The 20,241-nt window shown below is 58.3% G+C and carries 19 protein-coding genes; 14 read left to right on the forward strand and 5 right to left on the reverse strand.

Going from position 1 to position 20,241, the window contains the following annotated elements:
* The first annotated feature begins 340 nt into the window (after positions 1-340).
* Positions 341-2,197, forward strand: a complete 1,857-nt coding sequence (gene recQ, locus ASB66_RS00240) for a DNA helicase RecQ (protein WP_060716136.1) — start codon at positions 341-343, stop codon at positions 2,195-2,197.
* A gap of 15 nt (positions 2,198-2,212) precedes the next feature.
* Entirely contained in the window at positions 2,213-3,478 is a 1,266-nt protein-coding gene (locus ASB66_RS00245; RefSeq protein ID WP_060716135.1) for an FAD-dependent oxidoreductase, read from the forward strand.
* A gap of 8 nt (positions 3,479-3,486) precedes the next feature.
* On the opposite strand, the gene ASB66_RS00250 is transcribed toward ASB66_RS00245, so the two are convergent.
* Both ASB66_RS00250 and alr read right to left on the reverse strand, forming a co-directional pair.
* Entirely contained in the window at positions 3,487-4,752 is a 1,266-nt protein-coding gene (locus tag ASB66_RS00250) for a D-amino acid dehydrogenase (protein ID WP_060716134.1), read from the reverse strand.
* A gap of 16 nt (positions 4,753-4,768) precedes the next feature.
* On the reverse strand, positions 4,769-5,893 hold the full coding sequence (gene alr, locus ASB66_RS00255; RefSeq protein ID WP_114386141.1) for an alanine racemase: 1,125 nt from the start codon (positions 5,891-5,893) through the stop codon (positions 4,769-4,771).
* 124 nt (positions 5,894-6,017) lie between these two features.
* Here alr and ASB66_RS00260 point away from each other — a divergent pair, with 124 nt between their 5' ends.
* From ASB66_RS00260 to ASB66_RS00315, 12 genes are all read left to right on the forward strand, one after another.
* A complete protein-coding gene (locus tag ASB66_RS00260; RefSeq protein WP_060716132.1) occupies positions 6,018-6,485 on the forward strand; it encodes an Lrp/AsnC family transcriptional regulator in 468 nt (155 codons plus the stop codon).
* Positions 6,486-6,552: 67 nt separating this feature from the next.
* On the forward strand, positions 6,553-7,278 hold the full coding sequence (locus ASB66_RS00265; protein ID WP_060716180.1) for a GntR family transcriptional regulator: 726 nt from the start codon (positions 6,553-6,555) through the stop codon (positions 7,276-7,278).
* Positions 7,279-7,379: 101 nt separating this feature from the next.
* A complete protein-coding gene (locus ASB66_RS00270; protein WP_060716131.1) occupies positions 7,380-7,982 on the forward strand; it encodes an amino acid synthesis family protein in 603 nt (200 codons plus the stop codon).
* 15 nt (positions 7,983-7,997) lie between these two features.
* Positions 7,998-8,834, forward strand: a complete 837-nt coding sequence (locus tag ASB66_RS00275) for an alpha/beta fold hydrolase (protein ID WP_060716130.1) — start codon at positions 7,998-8,000, stop codon at positions 8,832-8,834.
* A 46-nt stretch (positions 8,835-8,880) separates the two neighbouring features.
* Positions 8,881-9,801 carry a flavin reductase family protein gene (locus ASB66_RS00280; RefSeq protein WP_060716129.1) on the forward strand — a complete coding sequence of 307 codons (921 nt, stop codon included), beginning with the start codon at positions 8,881-8,883 and terminating at the stop codon, positions 9,799-9,801.
* Positions 9,802-9,804: 3 nt separating this feature from the next.
* Complete coding sequence (locus ASB66_RS00285) at positions 9,805-10,842, forward strand: LLM class flavin-dependent oxidoreductase (protein ID WP_060716128.1); 1,038 nt, start codon at positions 9,805-9,807, stop codon at positions 10,840-10,842.
* Positions 10,843-10,846: 4 nt separating this feature from the next.
* Positions 10,847-12,310 carry an aldehyde dehydrogenase gene (locus ASB66_RS00290; RefSeq protein ID WP_060716127.1) on the forward strand — a complete coding sequence of 488 codons (1,464 nt, stop codon included), beginning with the start codon at positions 10,847-10,849 and terminating at the stop codon, positions 12,308-12,310.
* Between the two features lie 80 nt (positions 12,311-12,390).
* Positions 12,391-13,401 carry an ABC transporter substrate-binding protein gene (locus tag ASB66_RS00295; RefSeq protein ID WP_060716126.1) on the forward strand — a complete coding sequence of 337 codons (1,011 nt, stop codon included), beginning with the start codon at positions 12,391-12,393 and terminating at the stop codon, positions 13,399-13,401.
* A gap of 122 nt (positions 13,402-13,523) precedes the next feature.
* Positions 13,524-14,390, forward strand: coding sequence for an ABC transporter permease (locus ASB66_RS00300; RefSeq protein WP_060716125.1), 867 nt, complete (start codon positions 13,524-13,526; stop codon positions 14,388-14,390).
* A gap of 1 nt (position 14,391) precedes the next feature.
* The gene (locus ASB66_RS00305; RefSeq protein WP_060716124.1) at positions 14,392-15,192 is read left to right on the forward strand and encodes an ABC transporter permease; all 801 of its coding nucleotides are present in this window, start codon (positions 14,392-14,394) and stop codon (positions 15,190-15,192) included.
* Positions 15,189-16,265, forward strand: coding sequence for an ABC transporter ATP-binding protein (locus ASB66_RS00310; RefSeq protein WP_060716123.1), 1,077 nt, complete (start codon positions 15,189-15,191; stop codon positions 16,263-16,265). Before ASB66_RS00305 ends, ASB66_RS00310 begins: the two co-directional genes overlap by 4 nt.
* Before the next feature lie 159 nt (positions 16,266-16,424).
* Complete coding sequence (locus ASB66_RS00315) at positions 16,425-17,816, forward strand: NAD-dependent succinate-semialdehyde dehydrogenase (RefSeq protein ID WP_070148510.1); 1,392 nt, start codon at positions 16,425-16,427, stop codon at positions 17,814-17,816.
* A gap of 101 nt (positions 17,817-17,917) precedes the next feature.
* On the opposite strand, the gene ASB66_RS00320 is transcribed toward ASB66_RS00315, so the two are convergent.
* Genes ASB66_RS00320 through ASB66_RS00330 form a run of 3 tightly spaced genes read right to left on the reverse strand, consistent with a single transcriptional unit; the run spans position 17,918 to position 20,239 of the window.
* Complete coding sequence (locus tag ASB66_RS00320) at positions 17,918-18,742, reverse strand: amidohydrolase family protein (protein ID WP_060716121.1); 825 nt, start codon at positions 18,740-18,742, stop codon at positions 17,918-17,920.
* 20 nt (positions 18,743-18,762) lie between these two features.
* Complete coding sequence (locus tag ASB66_RS00325; protein ID WP_060716120.1) at positions 18,763-19,188, reverse strand: RbsD/FucU family protein; 426 nt, start codon at positions 19,186-19,188, stop codon at positions 18,763-18,765.
* Positions 19,189-19,207: 19 nt separating this feature from the next.
* Positions 19,208-20,239 carry an aldo/keto reductase gene (locus tag ASB66_RS00330; RefSeq protein WP_060716119.1) on the reverse strand — a complete coding sequence of 344 codons (1,032 nt, stop codon included), beginning with the start codon at positions 20,237-20,239 and terminating at the stop codon, positions 19,208-19,210.
* Positions 20,240-20,241 lie beyond the last annotated feature (2 nt).

Genomic DNA, 20,241 nt, shown 5'->3' on the forward strand with positions numbered 1-20,241 from the left:
TAGCATTTCCAAATGCATGCTGATGGAAAATTCTATCAAAAACAGAGGCCCGATACCTCAGGCGAGTTTGCATGACACATGTGCCGAAGACTGATGTCTGCTGCATCGCGCAAAACCGTTCCGGGTGCCGCATTCAAAGGCCTTGCTTGTGTTTTGAAGATGAATCTCGTTTTGGTTGCGTCATGGGTTTGTTGACCTTAGCTGTTTTCGTCCGACGCTGCCTAAGGTCATCCAGGTTGCACGGGGCCTGATATAACTCTATCTCTTAGCTTTCGCTGCCATCCGGCAGCCAATTAAACAGCCCTGTTTTGGGCATCCATAATGTCTCGAAAGCAATGCCATGCCGTCAAGCCAGCCCCGCCACGAACCGACATTCGATAATGGCGAAAGACATCCGCTGTCCATTCTGAAGTGGGTCTATGGCTATCCCGCCTTTCGCGGCAAGCAGGCCGAGGTGGTTCAGCAGGTGGTGGCCGGTGGTGATGCGGTCGTGCTGTTTCCGACCGGTGCCGGTAAATCGCTTTGCTTCCAGATCCCGGCGCTGTGCCGCGATGGGGTCGGCGTTGTGGTGTCGCCGCTGATTGCCCTCATGCGCGACCAGGTCGAGGCGCTGAAGCAAGTGGGGGTGCGGGCGGCAGCGCTGAATTCCTCGCTGTCGCGGGAAGAGTTTGTCGAGGTGCGGCGCGCCATTGCCGATGGCACGCTTGATCTCTTGTATGTCACGCCGGAGCGGATCGTCACGCCTGCCTTCAAGGATGTGATCGGTTCTGCGAAAATCGCGTTGTTTGCCATAGACGAGGCCCATTGCGTCTCTCAATGGGGCCATGATTTCCGCCCGGAATATCGGGAACTGGGCAAGCTTGCCGAGGCCCATCCCGGCGTGCCGCGCATGGCGTTGACGGCGACTGCCGATCCCCATACGCGCGATGATATTATCGACAAGCTTGGTCTTCAATCGGCCAAGGTGTTTACCACCTCTTTCGATCGGCCCAATATCGCCTATGAAATCGTCGAGCGCGACCAGCCGCGCCAGCAACTCCTGCGGTTTCTTTCCCGCCATGAAGGCGAGAGCGGCATTGTCTATTGCCTGTCGCGCGCCAAGGTGGAGGACACGGCGGAATGGCTCAATACGCAAGGGGTGAGGGCTCTGGCCTATCACGCCGGCATGGACCGGGTGCTGCGCGATGCCAACCAGGATGCGTTCCTGAAAGAGGAAAACCTTTGCCTTGTCGCAACCGTCGCCTTCGGCATGGGGATCGACAAGCCGAATGTACGCTATGTGGCGCATCTTGATCTGCCGGGCTCCGTCGAGGCCTATTACCAGGAAACCGGGCGAGCCGGACGTGATGGGCTGCCATCGGATGTATGGATGGCCTATGGTATGGCCGATGTCATCCAGCGCGGGCGGATGATCGATGGCGGCACTTCGGCTGAGGAGGTCAAGCGGGTCGAGCGGGCCAAGTTGAATGCGCTGCTGGCGATTTGCGAGACCCCCGGCTGCCGCCGCCAGTCGATCCTGGCGCATTTCGGCGAAGTGCATCCCGGTGCCTGCGGCAATTGCGACACCTGCCTGAAGCCGGTGGAAACCTGGGACGGAACTGACGCAGCGATTAAGGCGCTGGCGGCGATCTATAGGACCGGGGAGCGTTTCGGCACCGGCCATGTCATCGATGTGCTGCTGGGGAATGAGAACGACAAGACAGTCCGTTTTGGCCATGTTGACATGCCGGTTTTCGGTGCAGGCAAGGATCTGCCGTTAAAAACCTGGCAATCGGTGTTCCGGCAATTGTTGGCCGCCGGGTTGCTCCGGGTCGATCATGACGCTTTCGGCGCGTTGAAACTGGAACCGGACGCGCGAGCTGTCTTTAAGCGGGAGCGCGAGGTACGGTTTCGCAAGGATCGCCCGACCAAGGGTAAGACGGCGCGCAATACCTCACCCGCCGCCGCAAAGGCGAAATCGGCGCTGGAGGGTGCCGATATGGAATTGTTTGAGGCGCTAAGGGCGGCGAGAATGGCGATTGCCAAGGACCTTTCCGTGCCGCCCTATGTGGTTTTCCCGGATACGACGCTGATTGCCTTTGCAACGGAAAGGCCGGACAGCCGGGAGGCGTTATTGGGTATTTCCGGCGTCGGTCAATCGAAGCTGGAACGCTATGGTGACGCTTTCTTGGAGGTTATCCAGGCGCATGAGCGATGATGAGAGGCACGGATCATGACTGCACAGAACGATCTTATCTATGCCGCGCCCATGGCGGAGACGATTGACTGCGATTGCGCCATTGTCGGTGCCGGGCCTGCCGGGATGATGCTCGGCCTGTTGCTGGCCCGCGCCGGGGTTAATGTCACGGTAGTGGAAAAGCACGGCGATTTCCTGCGCGATTTTCGCGGCGACACCTTGCACCCCTCCACTCTGGAAGTGATGCATGAGCTTGGCCTACTCGAAGATCTGTTAAAATTGCCGCATGTGCAGGCACCCACCCTACATGCAGAAATCGGCGGGCGCGACGTGACGATGGCTGATTTCTCGCGACTGCCGACCCGCTGCCGGTTCATCGCCTTCATGCCGCAATGGGACTTTCTGGACTTTCTCGCCCGTGAAGCGGGCAAATACGCCAATTTTCGGCTGTTGATGAATTCCAGAGTGGAGACATTGCTGGAAGATCCCAATGGGGTGACAGGCTTGACGGCTTCCACCCCGCAAGGCCTGGTGACGCTGCGATCCCGGCTGGTGGTCGGTGCCGATGGCCGTCATTCTGTGACCCGCGCCAAGGCGGGGCTGGAGGTGGAAAGCTTTGGCAGTCCAAGCGACGTGTTGTGGTTCAAGCTGTCGCATCAGCCGCAAGATCCGCCCTATACGATGGGTCATGGCGGCCCAAGGCAGGGTTTCGTAATGATTGATCGCGGCGACTATTGGCAATGCGGCTATATCGTCCGCAAAGGCAGTTTCGATACGGTCAAAGCCAAGGGGATCGAAGCTTTCCGTCAAGCCGTGGCTTTGGTTTCGCCGCTGGCCCCTGAGCGTGTGGACGAAGTCACCTCCTTTGACGATCTCTATCTTCTCAGCATCCGCATCGACCGCCTGAAACGCTGGTGGAAGCCGGGATTGATCTGCATTGGCGATGCGGCCCATGCCATGTCGCCGATTGGTGGTATTGGCGTTAATCTGGCCATTCAGGATGCCGTGGCCGCGGCAAACCGGCTGATAAAACCGTTGCTATCAGGCGAGCCTTTGGACGCCCATCTCGCCGCCATCGAGAAACGACGCCTGTTTCCCACCAAGGCGACGCAGAAACTGCAATTGATGATGCGCCGCAAGCCAAAGGCCGAGGATGAGACGGTTGCGAACGAAGCACCGGCCAAGCCCTCCGGTCCGCCTGCATTCCTGAAGACCATTGCCCGTTGGCCATTGCTTGCGCATATTGCCGGGCGGTTGATCGGCCTTGGTTTCAGGCCGGAACATGTCCGGCCGTTGAAATAGAGCATTTTCTATCCGGCCCGACCGGCAGCATAGCGGCTGAGCGCCAGATCGGCATTGTCGATCTCGGTCTGGCGGCCACTGACGATGTCGCTGAGCAAGCGGCCCGAACCGCAGCTCATTGTCCAGCCCAGCGTGCCATGGCCGCTGTTGATGTAGAGATTGCTGATGCCGGTTGCGCCGATCACCGGCGTGCCATCCGGGGTCATCGGGCGAAGGCCGGACCAGAAATCGGCCCGCGCCATGTCGCCGCCGGGAAACAGGTCGGTGACGGAGTGTTCGAGCGTGCGGCGACGCGCGGCACCGAGATCATTGGTATAGCCGGAAATTTCCGCCATGCCGCCCACCCTGATCCGGTCACCCAGCCGGGTAATGGCAATCTTGTAGGTCTCGTCCATCACGGTGGATTCGGGTGATTTCGACGGATCGACAATCGGAATGGTCAGCGAATAGCCCTTGACCGGATAGACCGGCAGCGTAATGCCGAGTGGTTTCAACAGCAGCGGCGAATAGCTGCCGAGTGCCACGACATAGGCGTCGGCGGTTTCGGTTCCCCTGTCGGTGACAACGCCGGTAACCTTGCCACCCGATACCACCAGCCGCTCTATGGTGCGGCCATAGTCGAACACCACGCCAAGCGATGCGGCCTTTTCTGCAAGCTGGTTGGTGAATTTGAAACAGTCGCCGGTCTCGTCCTTCGGCGTCAGCAAGCCGCCGACGATTTTGTGGCGGGCTGCTGCCAAGGCAGGCTCGACCCGGATACAGGCTTCGCGGTCCAGCACTTCATAGGGAATACCGTCTGCCGCCAGTGCTTTCACATCCTTGGCCGAGGCATCCAGCTGCGCCTGGGTGCGAAACAGCTGCAAAGTCCCCTGCATGCGCTGGTCGTAGTCGATATTGGTCTCGGTGCGCAGCTGCGCCAGTGCAATCCGGCTGTAATCGGCCAGCCGCAGCATCCGGCTCTTGTTGATCGCGTAGCGCCCGGAGGTGCAGTTGGAGAGCATTTTCAGCATCCAACCCAGCATGGCAGCATCGATTTTCGGTCGCAGGATCAGCGGCGCATGTTCCATGAACAGCCATTTCAAAGCCTTTTGCGGAATGCCCGGTGCCGCCCAGGGCGAGCAATAGCCAAAGGAGACTTCGCCCGCATTGGCAAAGCTGGTCTCCAGCGCCGGACCCGTCTGTCTGTCGATGACGGTCACTTCATGGCCTGCTTTGGCGAGATAATAGGCACTGGTGACGCCGATCACGCCCGCGCCCAGAATGGTGACTTTCATGCCGTTCCCCAATTTTTTATGCTGAAATATAGTCGCGGTGATAGCGGTGACCAAGGCTGGTCAGGATTTCATAGGCAATGGTGCCCGCCGCCTGAGCTACATCCTCCAGGCTCTGGTGCGGACCAATCATCTCCACCAGACTTCCCAGCTTCAACGTGCCGGGTGGCAGGGCCGAAATATCGAGTGTCATGCTGTCCATCGACACCCGCCCGACAATTGGCAAACGGATGTCACCATAGTAAGCGGCACCCCGGTCGCTCAAGCAACGCGGCAGGCCATCGGCATAGCCAATAGCGATGGTGGCCAGTCGGGTTTCCTTGGTTGCCACATAGGTTGCGCCGTAGCCGACGCAGGCACCGGCTGGCACTGTTCGTGTCTGGATCACCTTCGCATCGATCCGCACCACCGGCTTCATACGGCGTCCTGCCAGATCGCTGGGGACTGCGCCGTAAAGTGCCACTCCGGGGCGGACCAGCGCGCCGTGAAACTGCTTGTCGATAAAGATGCCGCCTGAATTGGAAAAGCACAAGGCAATGCCTGTAAATTGCGCCAGTCGCTCGCGCATGACCGAAAATTGCGCGGCATTCTGCGCGCTGGCGCTATCATCGGCTGAGGCGAGATGGCTCATGATGAAGCGGATGGAAAGGCCCGATAACAAGGCGGGGTCGCCTGCAAGCACATTGGCTTCTTCCGGTGAAAAGCCGAGCCGCGACATACCAGTATCAAATTGCAGGATCGCAGGCAGGGTCCGACCAAATTCACTCGCTGTTTTCGACCAATTGGCAAGCTGCTCTAACGAATTCAGTACCGGTATGAAGCCGTTTGCCGCCGCAAAGGGCTCCGCGCCCGGCTGCAAACCATTGAGAACGAACAGTTCTGCATCTCCAGGCAAATGCTGCCTCAGCCCGGCGGCTTCCTGCACATGCGCCACGAAGAATTTCCGGCATCCAGCCCGGTAGAGGGCAGGGGCGACGTGGGCAGCCCCAAGGCCATAGGCATCGGCTTTGACGACAGCGGAGGTTTCCGCCGGGGCGGCTTCAGCATCCAATTGGCGGTAATTGTCGGCAAGCGCGTCGAGATCGATCAAGAGGCGGGCGGAAAACGCATCGGCATTCAGATCCTGGCTGATAGACATATCCATAACTGTACCCCGTTTTCTTTTGATGATATTGAAACATTCGCGAAATTTCCGGGCGGTTTATCGGCAGCTATTGTGCTCTGTGAATTTTTGCGCAATTTTCTGCGAAGAAAACGAGGATTGTTGCGTGAGTGGAATCGACGCTATCGACCGGGCCATTATGCGCCAATTGCAGCTGAATGCGCGGATCAGCAATGCCAGTCTGGCTGCGGCTGTCGGGCTCTCCGCCTCGGCCTGCCTGCGGCGGGTCGCACTCCTTGAAAAGCAGGGTTATATCAGCGGCTATACCGCCATTCTCGGCAAGTCTGACAAGGACGATGGCATTGCCGTGATCATCAATATCACACTGGATCGGCAGACAGAGGATCATCTCAACCGCTTTGAGGCGGCGATCCGGAAATATCCGGAAATCCAGGAATGTTTTCTGATGACCGGCGGATCGGATTATCTCTTAAAACTGGAAGTCGAAAGCGCCCATGATTTTGAGCGCATCCATAAGGAAATCCTCGCCAAACTGCCGGGCGTTGCGCGCATCCACTCCAGTTTTTCCATTCGTAATGTGCTGAAAACGCGCCATTCCAAGCCGAAATCGTGAGGATTTCATTCCCGCTTGTCATTTTGGCTTTTGGTAGACCATAATACGGATGAATTATCTGTTCTTGATGAGCGGTGTGGTTGCCGGGAAGGCTTATGGAATGACAGAGACGATAAAGGTGGAGCGTCCCACCAAGACGCTGCGGGAACTGGCGCTTGAAAAAGTCCGTGATGCAATCATCAGCGGCTATTTCAAGCCGGGCGACCGGCTGGTCGAGCGTGATCTGTGCGCGCAGCTTGGGGTTAGTCGAACGGTGGTGCGCGAAGTGCTGCGACATCTGGAGTCCGAGGGTCTGGTCAGTAACCCCCAAAGCAAGGGGCCGATGGTGGCGCTGCTCGACGTGGATGAAGCCCGGCAGATTTATGAAATCCGTGCGGCTTTGGAAGGCATGGCGGCGCGACTTTGCGCGGAGAGGGGCGACACGTCTATTGTGGCTGGCTTGTCAGGGGCGTTGGACGCGATCAAGGACGCCTATGTCCGCCAGGACATGGCAGAGGTTTTGAAGGAAACGACGCGATTTTACGAGACGCTGTTTACCCGGATTGACAGGCAGATCGCCTGGGGTGTTGTGCGGCAAATGACCGTGCGGATCAATCATCTGCGCTCGATGACCATCAAGACCGATGGCCGGGCAACAGAGGGGCCAGCCCAGATGCAAAGGATTGTCGAGGCCATCCGCAATGGCGATGGTCCGGCTGCCGAACAGGCCGCTATCGATCATGTGCAGCGTGCCTCCTCTATTGCCGTCGCTGTGCTTGCGCAGCAGGCCCGATCCGTCGTTGAGACCGAATAAATATATTCCCTAAAAGAAAAATTAATTCCTATTCGACAAGTCGCTTGACTCTGAAATAGCTTGGCATACCATAATACCAACATTGATATTTGAGGTAAACCATGGCCCTGCAAATCCGCAAAACTCTTCTGCATGTGGAAACCACGCTAGTGGAAGGAGGCAAGGCCGCGCCCAAGCCGCTGAAACTCTACGCAGCCTTCGCCGTCGTTAAAAATCCCTGGGCCGGACGCGGCTTTGTCGAGGATCTGAAGCCGGAAATCCATCAATGCGCGCCGGTTCTCGGTGAGCTTCTGACTGGTATGATCCTGGAAGCCGTCGGTTCCGGCGAAGCGGTCGAGGCCTATGGCAAGGTTGCCGTTGTCGGTCTTGATGGCGAGATCGAGCATGCTTCGGCGCTGATCCATACGTTGCGCTTCGGCAACCATTACCGCACGGCGGTGGGGGCAAAATCCTATCTCGCCTTCTGCAACACGCGCGGTCCGGCCAATGCCCCAATCATGATCCCGTTGATGGACAAGAATGACGAAGGTCGCCGCTCCCATTATCTGACGATCCAGACGGCCATTGCCGATGCGCCAGCCGCCGACGAAATCGTTGTTGGGCTCGGCGCATCTGTCGGCGGAAGGCCCCATCACCGCATTGGCGACCGCTATCAGGATCTGAAGGATCTGGGCCAGGATGTCGCCAACCCGGCGGGCGTATAAGCGGGGGGCGGGACCATGGAGATGGCAGCAATGCGTGGCACGGCACCATCGCCATTTCCGGCGGTCGAGCGCCGCATTACCCCTAATGGCTCCGCTTATGTGGAACAAGGTAGCGGCGAGCCAGTGGTGCTTGTGCATGGCGTCGGCATGCGGCTCGAAGCATGGTGGCCGCAAATGGCAAGCCTGTCCGCCAGCCACCGCGTCATCGCCGTCGATATGCCGGGCCATGGTCAAAGTCTTGCCTTGCCGAAAGGCAGTGAGCTGCCGGATTTCGTGGCTTGGCTTGGCCGGTTTCTGGAGGAAATCAATCTTGGACCGGTCAATCTGGCCGGTCATTCGATGGGCGCGTTGATTGCAGGCGGTGCTGTCGCCAGCTTTCCGCAGAAAATCCGGCGCGTGGCGCTCGTCAATGGTGTCTACCGGCGTGATGTGTCGGCTAAGGCTGCGGTTCTTGCTCGGGCAGAGTCGATTGCAACTAAAGGCATCGATATTGAAGGGCCGTTGAAGCGTTGGTTCGATAGCTATGCCGTCAGCCTTGCCGCCCGCGCCTTGACCGAGCAATGCCTGCGGCAGATGAATGTCGATGCCTATGCCACCGCCTATCGTGCCTTTGCCCATGGGGATGAAACCTATGCCGATTGCTGGTCGCAGGTTTCCTGTCCGGCCCTGTTCCTGACGGGTGCCGGTGATCCGAACTCGACGGCTGAAATGGCTGAGACCATGGCGCGGCAAGCGCAGCAGGGTATTGCCAGGATCGTTACCGGCCACCGCCACATGGTCAATCTCACGGCACCGCAAGAGGTGCACGACATCATGGCCGCGTGGCTGGCTTTACCGGAGGCACATCCATGAGTGCCGAGAATATGAGTGCCGAGAAAACCAACAGTGAGGCGCGCGGATGAGCGAAGCGAAAATCGACCCCCGCAGTCTGCGCGATGCCTTCGGGGCTTTCGCCACCGGCGTCACCGTTGTCACCACGCTTGATCCTCATGGTTCTCCAGTCGGCTTTACCGCCAATTCCTTCACCTCTGTCTCGCTCGACCCGCCTTTGCTGCTGGTCTGTCTTGCCAAGACCTCGCGCAATTTTGAGGTGATGACCAAGGCCAAAGGCTTTGCCGTCAATATATTGTCTGACGTGCAGAAGGACGTGTCCAACACCTTTGCTCGGCCTGTCGAAGACCGATTTGCAACTGTGGACTGGCAGCTTGGTCCCTATGGTTCGCCAGTGTTTTCCGGGACATCTGCCTGGTTTGATTGCAGCCTGGAACAGGTGATCGAGGCTGGTGATCATGTCGTGCTGCTGGGGCGGGTACAGGCATTCGACAAAAGCGAGTTGAATGGGCTTGGCTATGTGCGCGGCGGTTATTTCACTCAGGCCCTTGCCGAAAAAGCGGTCAGTGCCGCCAGCGACGGCCCGCTGCATCTGAGCGCCGTCATCGAGCGTGATGGCGAGGTGCTTCTGGTGGGAGAAGATGGCCGCAGCCTGCCGGGTTGTCATGCGGTCAGCGGCGAGCCATTGCAGGATTTGAAAGCCCATCTCGAACACCTGACTGAGCTCGGCATTACCATCGGGTTTCTGTATTCTGTCTACGAAGACAAGGGTGAGGGATGCCAGCATATCGTTTATCGGGCCTTTGCCGGTTCCGGCACGCCGAAATGCGGCAATTTCGTTCCCGTTGACCAGCTTGCCGGTGCGGGCGGGTCGGCCACGGCAGATATTCTCAATCGGTTCGCGGCGGAAAGCTCGCTGGGCAATTTCGGCGTCTATGTTGGCAATGAGACGGCAGGCCGGGTTCATTTCATTGCCAGGAAGGCTTGATCCATGAAGTTCTCTCTCTTCGTCCATATGGAACGGCTCGATGCCAGCCAGAGCCACAAGAGCCTCTATGAGGAATTTCTGCAACTCTGCGAGATCGCCGATAAGGGCGGTATGCATGCGATCTGGACCGGCGAACACCACGGCATGGATTTCACCATTGCGCCGAACCCGTTCGTGACCATTGCCGATCTGGCCAACCGGGTGAAAAACGTCCGTCTTGGAACGGGAACGGTGATTGCGCCCTTCTGGCACCCGATCAAGCTGGCGGGCGAGGCGGCAATGACCGACCTGATCACCGATGGCCGGTTGGATATCGGCATCGCCCGGGGTGCTTATTCCTTTGAATATGAGCGGCTAATGCCGGGCCTTGATGCCTGGACCGCTGGCCAGCGGATGCGGGAACTTATTCCAGCCGTCAAAGGCGTCTGGGCCGGAGATTATGCCCATCAGGGAGAGTTCTGGTCCTTCCCGGCGACCACCTCGGCGCCGAAACCTCTGCAGGAGCCGATCCCGCTCTGGGTGGCGGCGCGTGATCCCAATTCCCATGATTTTGCCGTGGCCAATGGCTGCAACGTGCAGGTGACGCCGCTGTGGAATGGTGACGGGGAAATCGAAACTCTGATGCAACGGTTTAACGACGCCTGCGAGAAGTCCCCCGATCTGCCGCGCCCGAAAATCATGTTGCTGCTGCATAGCTATGTCGGCTCCAGCGAGGCCGATATCGCCCAGGCCGCCAGGGAATTGAGCACCTATTACAATTACTTCTTCGCGTGGTTCAAAAACGAGCGCCCAATCCATCAGGGTCTGATCGAACGGTTGAGCCAGGAGGATATCGACGCCAATGCCATGCTGGCGCCTGAGGTGATGCGAGCCAACATGGCTGTTGGTACGGCGGATGATGTCATCGCCCGGCTGAAACGCTATGAGGCGCTGGGCTATGATGAGTTTTCCTTCTGGATCGACACCGGCATGAGCTTCGAGCGCAAGAAAGCCTCGCTGGAGCGTTTCATTGCCGATGTCATGCCAGCCTTTGCGGAGTAAAGCGATGCAGCGTTTCCAGCTTTACATCGATGGTACCTTCAGTGAGGGCGAGGCGCGGTTTGAAAGCCTCGATCCGGCCACTGGCGAGGTCTGGGCGGATATGCCGGAAGCGCGCGAAGCGGATGTGAACCGCGCAGTGGACGCGGCCCATACGGCACTCTATGCCGGGCCATGGGCAAAAATGACTGCCACCCAGCGCGGCAAGCTGATCTACCGGCTGGCCGATCTGATTGCCGCCAACGCGCCAAGGCTGGCAGAGCTGGAAACTCGCGATACCGGCAAAATCATCCGCGAGACAAGCTCGCAAATTGCCTATGTCGCCGATTACTATCGCTATTATGGGGGGCTCGCCGACAAGATCGAAGGCTCTACACTGCCGATCGACAAGCCGGATATGGATGTCTGGCTGCGGCGTGAGCCGGTTGGCGTGGTTGCTATGGTTATTCCGTGGAATAGCCAGCTGTTTCTCTCGGCGGTCAAGATCGGCCCGGCGCTGGCCGCTGGCTGCACGATGGTGGTGAAAGCCTCGGAAGACGGTCCGGCGCCGATGCTGGAATTTGCCCGGCTGGTGCATGAGGCCGGGTTCCCGCCCGGTGTCATCAATATCATTACCGGATTTGGCCCGTCCTGTGGTGTAGCACTCACCCGCCATCCCAGGGTTGCTCATGTGGCCTTTACCGGCGGGCCGGAGGCAGCACGGCATGTGGTGCGCAATTCGGCGGAAAATCTGGCCTCGACCTCGCTGGAGCTGGGCGGCAAGTCGCCGTTCATCGTGTTTGCCGACGCGGATCTGGAAAGTGCTGCCAATGCGCAGGTCTCCGGCATTTTTGCCGCCACCGGCCAGTCCTGCGTTGCCGGATCGCGGCTGATTGTCGAGCGCTCGGTGAAGGATGCATTTCTGACCCGGCTGAAGACCAAGGCCGAAGCAATTCGCATCGGTAGTCCGCTGGATATGGCAACAGAAGTGGGGCCGCTCGCGACCCGCCGCCAGCAGGATCATGTCGATGCGCTGGTCACGGCCTCGCTTGCCGCAGGCGCCCGGCTGGTGACGGGAGGGCAGCGCCCGGATGGTCCGGGCAATTTCTATCCGCCGACCATTCTCGATTGTGATGGTGTCAATTCGCCCTCCATGGCGCAGGAATTTTTCGGACCGGTCCTGTCCGTGGTGTCTTTCGAGGGCGAGGCGGAGGCACTGCATCTGGCCAATGATACAGCCTATGGCCTGGCCTCCGGCGTGTTTACTCAAAACCTGGCACGTGCGCATCGGATGATACGCGGGCTTCGTGCTGGCGTTGTCTGGGTCAATACCTACCGCGCCGTTTCGCCGATTGCACCGTTTGGCGGCTTTGGCCTGTCCGGCCATGGGCGGGAAGGCGGCATGGCCGCGGTGCTGGATTATACCCGCACCAAGACGGTCTGGCTGAAGACTTCAGACGACCCGTTTCCCGATCCGTTCGTGATGCGGTGATAAAAACATGCCCCGGATGGATGGCCCAAAAGAAGCAACCGGCATCCGGGTAAGGCACAATCAAACAAGGACAAGGGAACATGAAAAACACAACCATTATCGCATCGCTGGCTCTGCTCTTGGGCGTCTCCGGTCAAGCTGTGGCCGCTGACATGGTATTCACCAGTTGGGGCGGCACCACGCAGGACGTGCAGAAATCCGCCTGGGCGGATAAATTCACCGCGAAAGAAGGCATCAACGTCCTTCAAGACGGCCCGACCGATTACGGCAAGATCAAAGCCATGGTCGAGGCCAAGGGCGTAAGCTGGGACGTTGTCGATGTCGAAGGCGACTATGCCATTCAGGCAGGCGACAAGGGCCTGCTGGAAAAACTTGATTTCAAGACCATCGACAAGACAACGCTCGATCCGCGTTTCGTGACGGATTATTCGGTCGGCAGCTTCTATTATTCCTTCGTGGTCGGCTGCAACAAGGACGCCGTCGCCGCCTGCCCGAAAAGCTGGACGGACCTGTTCGACACCAAGAAATTTCCGGGTAAGCGAACCTTCTATAAATGGTCGGCACCAGGCGTGATCGAAGCCGCGCTGTTGGCGGATGGCGTGACGCCGGATAAGCTTTATCCGCTTGATCTCGACCGTGCGTTCAAGAAGCTCGACACCATCAAATCCGACATCATTTGGTGGTCGGGCGGTGCGCAGTCGCAGCAATTGCTGGCCTCTGCCGAAGCGCCGTTCGGGTCCTTCTGGAATGGCCGGTTGACGGCGCTGGCCGCGACCGGTGTCACGGTTGAAACCTCCTGGGCGCAGAACATCACGGCAGCCGATGCGTTGGTCGTGCCGAAGGGTACCAAGAACAAGGAAGCGGCGATGAAGTTCATCGCTTTCGCAACCTCGCCTGCTGGTCAGGCAGAGATGGCGGCAGGGACCGGCTATGCGCCTGTGAATACCAAGTCACCAGCGCTGATGGACCCCGCCATCGCCAAGACCTTGCCGGACCAGCAGACCGCGTCACAAGTCAATGCCGACATGGCCTATTGGGCCAAGCATCGTGACGAGATTGGTGAGCGCTGGTACGCTTGGCAGTCGAAGTAAGCCATACTCTAAAGTAAGGCATTTCCGGCACCGTAAACATCCGGTGCCGGAGCGTCCTCAGCGTTACGGCATGTTGCGTCCTTTAAATGCAAGGTGCCGGACGGGTTTCGCAAGGAAACGGCATGGCGTCCCAGACCTCGACCATTGAACAGCCCGTTAGAAACCGGTGGGGTTTCGGCAATAAAGCCGCTGCCCTGCCGGCCCTGGTGCTGATCCTGATCTTCTTCGTTCTGCCGGTGCTGGCTCTGCTGACGCGCTCGGTGACGGAGCCGGTTCTCGGCCTTGGCAATTATGCCTACTTGCTGGGGAGTGCGACCTATCTTAAAATCTTCTTTAACACGTTCTTCGTCTCGGCCCTGGTCACAGTAATTTCGCTGTTGATCGGCTTTCCAGTTGCCTGGGCGCTGGCGATCATGCCTCAACGATTGGCCTCCGTGATCTTTGCCATCGTGTTGCTGTCGATGTGGACCAACCTTCTGGCCCGCACCTATGCCTGGATGGTGCTGTTACAGCGCACCGGGGTCATCAACAAGACGCTGATCAGTCTCGGTGTGATCGATACACCGCTGGTGATGGTCAACAATCTCGTCGGCGTGACTGTTGGTATGAGCTACATCATGCTGCCCTTCATCATCATTCCGCTCTATGGGGTGATCCGCAAGATCGATCCGGCGCTGTTGCAGGCGGCAGCATTGTGCGGCGCGACGCGCTGGCAGGCGCTGGTGGCGGTGCTGCTGCCGCTTGCCATGCCGGGCATGGTGTCTGGCGGATTGATGGTGTTCGTCATGTCACTTGGATACTTCGTCACGCCGTCGCTGCTTGGCGGCACATCCAATATGATGCTGGCCGAACTGATCGCTCAATTCGTGCAATCGCTGGTCAATTGGGGCATGGGCGGTGCGGCGGCGCTGGTGCTGCTGGTGGTAACGCTGAGCCTTTATGCCCTGCAATTGAAGCTGTTTGGTGCAGCCGGTGAGGGAGGGCGCTGACATGCTTTTGAATTTCAACAGCCTTGGTGCCTGGAAATGGATTTTGCTGGCCATCACGCTGCTGACGGCGGCTTTTCTCTTACTGCCAATCCTGTTCATCGCGGCTCTATCCTTCGGCTCCTCGCAATGGCTGATTTTTCCGCCACCGGCCTGGACCACCAAATGGTATGGCCAGTTGTTTGCCGATCCGCGCTGGCTGGATGCGGCCTGGACCAGCTTTCGCATTGCCGTCATCGTCACCATCCTGTCGGTGGTGATCGGGCTTTGTGCGTCGTTCGGCCTGGTGCGTGGGCGGTTTTTGGGGCGGGATGCGCTGCGGGCTCTGTTCATGACGCCGATGATCCTGCCCGTCGTGGTGCTAGCGGTGGCGCTCTATGCGTTTTTCCTGCGCATCGGTCTGAACGGCACGACACTCGGTTTCGTCATTGCCCATCTGGTGGTCGCCCTGCCATTCTCTATTCTGGCGCTGACCAACGCGCTGGAAGGTTTTGACAAATCCATCGAAGATGCCTCCGTGTTGTGCGGGGCTTCGCCGCTGAAGGCGCGGCTGTTGATCACGCTGCCCTGCATTGGTCATGGCTTGTTTTCGGCGGCGGTGTTTTCCTTCCTGACCTCCTGGGATGAGGTTGTTCTGGCGATTTTCATGGCAAGCCCGACCCTGCAAACGCTGCCCGTGAAGATCTGGGCAACGCTGCGTCAGGATCTGACACCGGTGATTGCCGCTGCCTCCACCCTTCTGATTGTCGTCACCATCGCATTGATGCTGATCACCGCCCTGGTGCGCAAAGGACTGAAAGCATGACACCTTTTCTGGAAATCCGCGGTATTCGCAAGCAATATGGCCCGGTGGTGGCCGTGCAGGATGTCAATCTCGAGGTGGCAAAGGGCGAATTCATGACCTTTCTCGGCCCTTCCGGGTCAGGCAAGAGCACGACGCTTTATATTCTCGCCGGTTTCGAGCAGCCGAGTGCGGGTGATATGCTGCTATCGGGCAAGAGCGTGTTGCAGACCCCATCGCACCAACGCAATATCGGCATGGTGTTTCAGCGCTACACGCTGTTTCCGCATTTGTCTGTTGGCCAGAACATCGCCTTTCCGCTGAAAATGCGCGGCTGGTCGAAGGCCGATATCACCGAGCGCGTCCGCAAGATGCTGCAATTGGTGCGGCTGGAAGGCTATGAGGATCGCAAACCGGCGCAAATGTCCGGCGGTCAGCAGCAGCGCGTCGCGCTGGCACGGGCGCTTGCCTATGATCCGCCCGTGCTTTTGATGGACGAGCCGCTTTCGGCGCTGGACAAGAAATTGCGCGAGGAAATTCAGCACGAAATCCGCCGCATTCATCACCAAACGGATGTGACCATCCTTTACGTCACCCATGATCAGGAAGAGGCACTGCGCCTTTCCGACCGGATTGCGGTATTTTCCAAAGGGGTGATCGACCAAATCGGCACTGGCGCCGAGCTTTATGCCAACCCAGCGACGCGGTTTGTGGCCCAATTCATTGGAGACAGCGATTTTCTGCCTTGCGTGGTGACGGGTGCCGGGGACGGCAAGGCTGACATCCGCCTTGGTGATCATCTGGCAATCGGAAATATTCCGCTGCATGGAAAAGCACAGAGTGGAAGCAATGCCATGCTGATGCTGCGCCCGGAACGGTTGACTCTACTTTCGGCTCAAGGACCGGGAACACTTGCTGCCAAGATTGAGGACATTACGTTTCTGGGCAATACGATTCATATTGCGGTCTTGAGTGAAGGTGGTCATGGCCTGTCCGTGCGTTTGCCTTTTGGCCATGCCGCACTGGATGGACTGGCGATTGGTGCGCCGGTCGCGCTGGGGTTCGATCCGGCGTCAGCGCATGTTTTTGCAGAATAGCGCCTTACGAGAACCGGATTCTGGAAATGCTATAATCTACAACTTTTGCGATCTTGATTAGGATCAACAGCCAGAACCACCGTCAGCGCTATCATTACCTCATCGACGCGACCGATGTCGGTAATGCGCGCCGCAGCAATGACTGCAAAGGACGGTTCCATGGCTTACGCAACAACCAATCCCTACACTGGCGAAACTCTTATAACCTTTCCCGAAGCAACCGACGCCGCCGTTCAGGCGGCGATCACGGCGGCGGATGCCGCGTTTCAGCAATGGCGACAGACATCCTTTGCCGAGCGGGCCAAGGTCATGCATGCTGCCGCCGAAATCCTGCGTGGACAGACGGATGATTATGCCAAGCTGCTGACCCTGGAAATGGGCAAGCTGATGTCTGAAGCACGCGCTGAGGTGGGGCTTTCCGCCGATATCCTCGATTACTACGCCGTCAATGCCGAACGCTTGTTGAAGCCGGAACAGCTACCCGTCGCCGACAAGGCTGAAGGTGAGGCGATCCTGGTGCATGAGCCGCTCGGTGTGCTGTTGGCCATTGAGCCCTGGAACTTCCCCTATTACCAGATCGCCCGGATTATCGCGCCGCAGCTGTCGGCCGGAAATACCATGCTGTTGAAGCATGCGTCGAATGTGCCGCAATGCGCAGCCGCTTTCGAGCGGTTGATGCTGGAGGCCGGTCTGCCGACGGGTGCCTTCACCAATCTTTATGCGACGCGGACCCAGGTGGAAATGATCCTCAACGATCCGCGCGTCCATGGTGTCGCCTTGACCGGCTCAGAAGGTGCGGGCGCCACGATTGCCGCGCAGGCGGGGCAGGCGCTGAAAAAATCCACCATGGAGTTGGGAGGTGCTGATGCCTTCGTGGTCCTCGCCGATGCAGATCTGGAAAAGACTGTGAAATGGGCGGTTTTCGGTCGCCACTGGAATGGTGGTCAGGTCTGTGTTTCGTCCAAGCGGATGATTATCGTCGATGCGGTCTACGATGCCTTTCTGGAACGATACAAAACCGGCGTCGCCGGGCTGAAAGCCGGTGATCCGTTCGATCCGCAAACAACGCTTGCGCCGCTGTCCTCGCAAGGGGCTGCCGACGAAATCCGTCAGAAGATTGCCGAAGCGGTTTCCCATGGGGCGACGGCCACGGAAGTCGGGCCGCCGGTGCCAAACCAGGGCGCTTTCGTGCAGCCAACCATCCTGACCGATCTGGCCGATGATAATCCGGCACGTTACTGGGAGTTTTTCGGCCCCGTCTCCATGCTGTTTCGCGCCAAGGATGACGATGACGCGATCCGCATCGCCAATGATACGCCCTACGGTCTGGGCGGTTCGATCTTCACCCGTGATACCGCGCGCGGTGTCGCGCTTGCCCACCGGATCACCACAGGCATGGTGTTCATCAATCACCCAACCATGGTCAAGGCGGACCTGCCGTTCGGCGGCGTCAAGCGTTCGGGCTATGGCCGTGAACTGCTGGGCCTCGGTATCAAGGAATTCGTCAATCACAAGCTGATTGATGTCGTTGATATCGATGCGCCGTTCTGAATTTAACTTGTAAAATCAAACGCCCGTCTTGGTCCGCTTATAAGACCAGGGTGGGCGTTTGACGTTCAGGAACGTTGCGAAAGGTCGCTGAGACCTATAATTCAGACACCGTAAAAACGACGTGCATTGGTCTCGAAAATCAGTGTGAGATCATCAGGGCCGAAATGGGATGACAATAAGGTGCGGGCCAGATTGGCAACCTCACCGTAGCTTGCGGCCAGCGTACAGACCGGCCAATCGCTTCCGAACATCAGCCGGTTGGGACCCAAACATTGGATAATATGGTTCACATAGGGCCGGAAATCTTCAAGCGCCCAATCCGTTTTGGCTTCTGTGACCATGCCGGAAACCTTGCAGCAGACTTGGTTGAAACCGGCGATTTCCGTCATATGGTCGCGCCAGGGATCAAGTGTGCCTTTGGCAATGTCAGGCTTGGAAATATGATCGACCACAGCCTTCAGATCCGGCACCTGTTTCAATGCCGCGATCACATGCGGTAAATGGCGCGGGAAGGTCAGGATATCGAAAGGCAGGCCGCTATCAGCAATGGCTTTAAGGCTGTTAATCACTCTCGGGCGCAGGATATAGGCGTCGTCGGGTAAGCTTTGTAGCATCGGACGGATGCCGATGAAGTGTGGATTTGCGCGATAGTGTTTCAGGCGAGAGGCGAAGTCATCGGCTTCCAGATCGAGCCAGCCGACAACACCTCCAACAAAATCAGTCTCCGCGGCAATGGTCAGCAGGAAATCGGTCTCTGCCTGGGTTTCCGCCGCCTGGACCAGAATGGTCCGGGTTACGCCAGCCCGGCGCATTTCGGGTTCCAGATCCTTTGGCAGGAAATTGCGGTAAATCGCGCCGAGATCAGGCGTCAGCCAGCCGTAATCGCCACGCTCAACTTTCCAGAAATGTTGATGACTGTCGAGCATCTGAAACTTTCCATTCTGGCTTATGCGGGACGAACCACGCCCTTTTTCAGGATGATATTGCCGTACAGCCGACGCTCACCGGTTGAGACCACCGCAAAGGCGGCTTTGGACCGGTCGTAGAAAGCGAAGCGGTCGATGAGATCCAGCTCGATTTTGCGATTTTCGGCACGCTCTATGATTGTTTCGAACTCGGCATAGATGGAGGGCCGCTCGCCCGGCGCGTCCATGACACCGGCTGGATAGTCGACAAAGTCATCGAGCGGCATCAGCGAGAGAATGGCCTCCATAACAGCACAGGCGTCGATGCCCGGCATCTGCACCAGACGGTTGGCGGCGGTGATGGCCGGGAAATTGGCATCAGCGATAACGATTTCATCGCCATGGCCCATATCGGCGAGGATAGCGAGAAGATCGCCGGTCAAAAGCGGGTTGATGGTTTTCAGCATGGTCGTCCTTCAGGAAATGCTAGGAGTTGATAAGGCCTTCGGCGCGCAGTTGCCCCCAAAGATCCTCGGGAATGTCCTGTTCGAACCAGGCAATATTGGTGGAGATCTGCTCTGCGGTTTTCGCGCCGATCACCACGCAGGTCGCAGCCGGATGGCGCAGCGGAAACTGGATGGCAGCAGCGGGCAGTGGAATCGCGAAACTGTCACAGATTGCCCTCAGCCTTTCGGCCTTATCGATAATGTCCTGCGGTGCATCGGCGTAGTTGAACTTGCGGCGACCGGTCGTGGAGGCGAGAATGCCGGAATTGAAAACGCCGGCGACCACCAGTGCCATGCCGCGCTTTTGGGCGATTGGCAGGAACTGTTGTTCCGCGTCTTGGTCGAGCAACGTATAGCGGCCCGCCAGCATGGAGCAATCGAGGTCAGCCTCTTCCAGTGCATCGCGGATGATCTGCCATTCATTGACGCCAAGGCCGAAGCCCTTGATATCACCTGCATCGCGCAATTCCGTCAGTGCCCGAAAGCCGCCACCCTTGGTTAAAGCCGACCAGTGATGCTCGTGCAAATCAGCATGGGTAACGCTGCCGATGTCATGCACATAGAGAATGTCCGGATTTGGAAAGCCTAGCCGCTGCTGACTGTCATCGAAGCTGCGCAGGATGCCGTCATGGCTGTAATCGAACACCTCACGGAAATTCAAGCCGTTCCACCAGCCGGGATCGAGCGGGTTTTTCGGCGGGGCTTGGGGAAGCTTTCGGCCCGCCCGCTCCGTGGTCATCAATCTGCCGACCTTGGTGCTGATCGCCCAGTCTCGTTGCTCGGGATTTTTCTCCCGCAATAAGTCTCCAACAAGATGTTCGGAACGGCCATTGCCATACATGGGAGCTGTATCGAAATAGCGGATACCAGCCTCCCAGGCCTGATCCAGCATGGCGGTGGCATCGTCTTTGGCTACAGACGCATACAGTCCGCCAAGCGGGGCCGTGCCGACGCCAAGCGCGGTGACGGTCAGGCCGGTCTTGCCGATCGGGCGTTTTTCAGTCGCTTTCATGG

This window comes from Gillisella vitis, assembly GCF_001541345.2.
Taxonomy (GTDB): Bacteria; Pseudomonadota; Alphaproteobacteria; order Rhizobiales; family Rhizobiaceae; genus Allorhizobium; species Allorhizobium vitis.

Bases quoted from the DNA above. Each gene is read 5' to 3' on its own strand.
- ASB66_RS00295 (WP_060716126.1), top strand. From the start codon at position 12,391: ATGAAAAACACAACCATTATCGCATCGCTGGCTCTGCTCTTGGGCGTC.
- ASB66_RS00265 (WP_060716180.1), top strand. From the start codon at position 6,553: ATGAGCGGTGTGGTTGCCGGGAAGGCTTATGGAATGACAGAGACGATA.
- ASB66_RS00325 (WP_060716120.1), bottom strand. From the start codon at position 19,188: ATGCTGAAAACCATCAACCCGCTTTTGACCGGCGATCTTCTCGCTATC.
- ASB66_RS00275 (WP_060716130.1), top strand. From the start codon at position 7,998: ATGGAGATGGCAGCAATGCGTGGCACGGCACCATCGCCATTTCCGGCG.
- ASB66_RS00270 (WP_060716131.1), top strand. From the start codon at position 7,380: ATGGCCCTGCAAATCCGCAAAACTCTTCTGCATGTGGAAACCACGCTA.
- ASB66_RS00310 (WP_060716123.1), top strand. From the start codon at position 15,189: ATGACACCTTTTCTGGAAATCCGCGGTATTCGCAAGCAATATGGCCCG.
- ASB66_RS00280 (WP_060716129.1), top strand. From the start codon at position 8,881: ATGAGCGAAGCGAAAATCGACCCCCGCAGTCTGCGCGATGCCTTCGGG.
- ASB66_RS00245 (WP_060716135.1), top strand. From the start codon at position 2,213: ATGACTGCACAGAACGATCTTATCTATGCCGCGCCCATGGCGGAGACG.
- recQ (WP_060716136.1), top strand. From the start codon at position 341: ATGCCGTCAAGCCAGCCCCGCCACGAACCGACATTCGATAATGGCGAA.
- ASB66_RS00285 (WP_060716128.1), top strand. From the start codon at position 9,805: ATGAAGTTCTCTCTCTTCGTCCATATGGAACGGCTCGATGCCAGCCAG.
- ASB66_RS00290 (WP_060716127.1), top strand. From the start codon at position 10,847: ATGCAGCGTTTCCAGCTTTACATCGATGGTACCTTCAGTGAGGGCGAG.
- ASB66_RS00300 (WP_060716125.1), top strand. From the start codon at position 13,524: ATGGCGTCCCAGACCTCGACCATTGAACAGCCCGTTAGAAACCGGTGG.
- ASB66_RS00250 (WP_060716134.1), bottom strand. From the start codon at position 4,752: ATGAAAGTCACCATTCTGGGCGCGGGCGTGATCGGCGTCACCAGTGCC.
- ASB66_RS00330 (WP_060716119.1), bottom strand. From the start codon at position 20,239: ATGAAAGCGACTGAAAAACGCCCGATCGGCAAGACCGGCCTGACCGTC.
- ASB66_RS00305 (WP_060716124.1), top strand. From the start codon at position 14,392: ATGCTTTTGAATTTCAACAGCCTTGGTGCCTGGAAATGGATTTTGCTG.
- alr (WP_114386141.1), bottom strand. From the start codon at position 5,893: ATGGATATGTCTATCAGCCAGGATCTGAATGCCGATGCGTTTTCCGCC.
- ASB66_RS00320 (WP_060716121.1), bottom strand. From the start codon at position 18,742: ATGCTCGACAGTCATCAACATTTCTGGAAAGTTGAGCGTGGCGATTAC.
- ASB66_RS00315 (WP_070148510.1), top strand. From the start codon at position 16,425: ATGGCTTACGCAACAACCAATCCCTACACTGGCGAAACTCTTATAACC.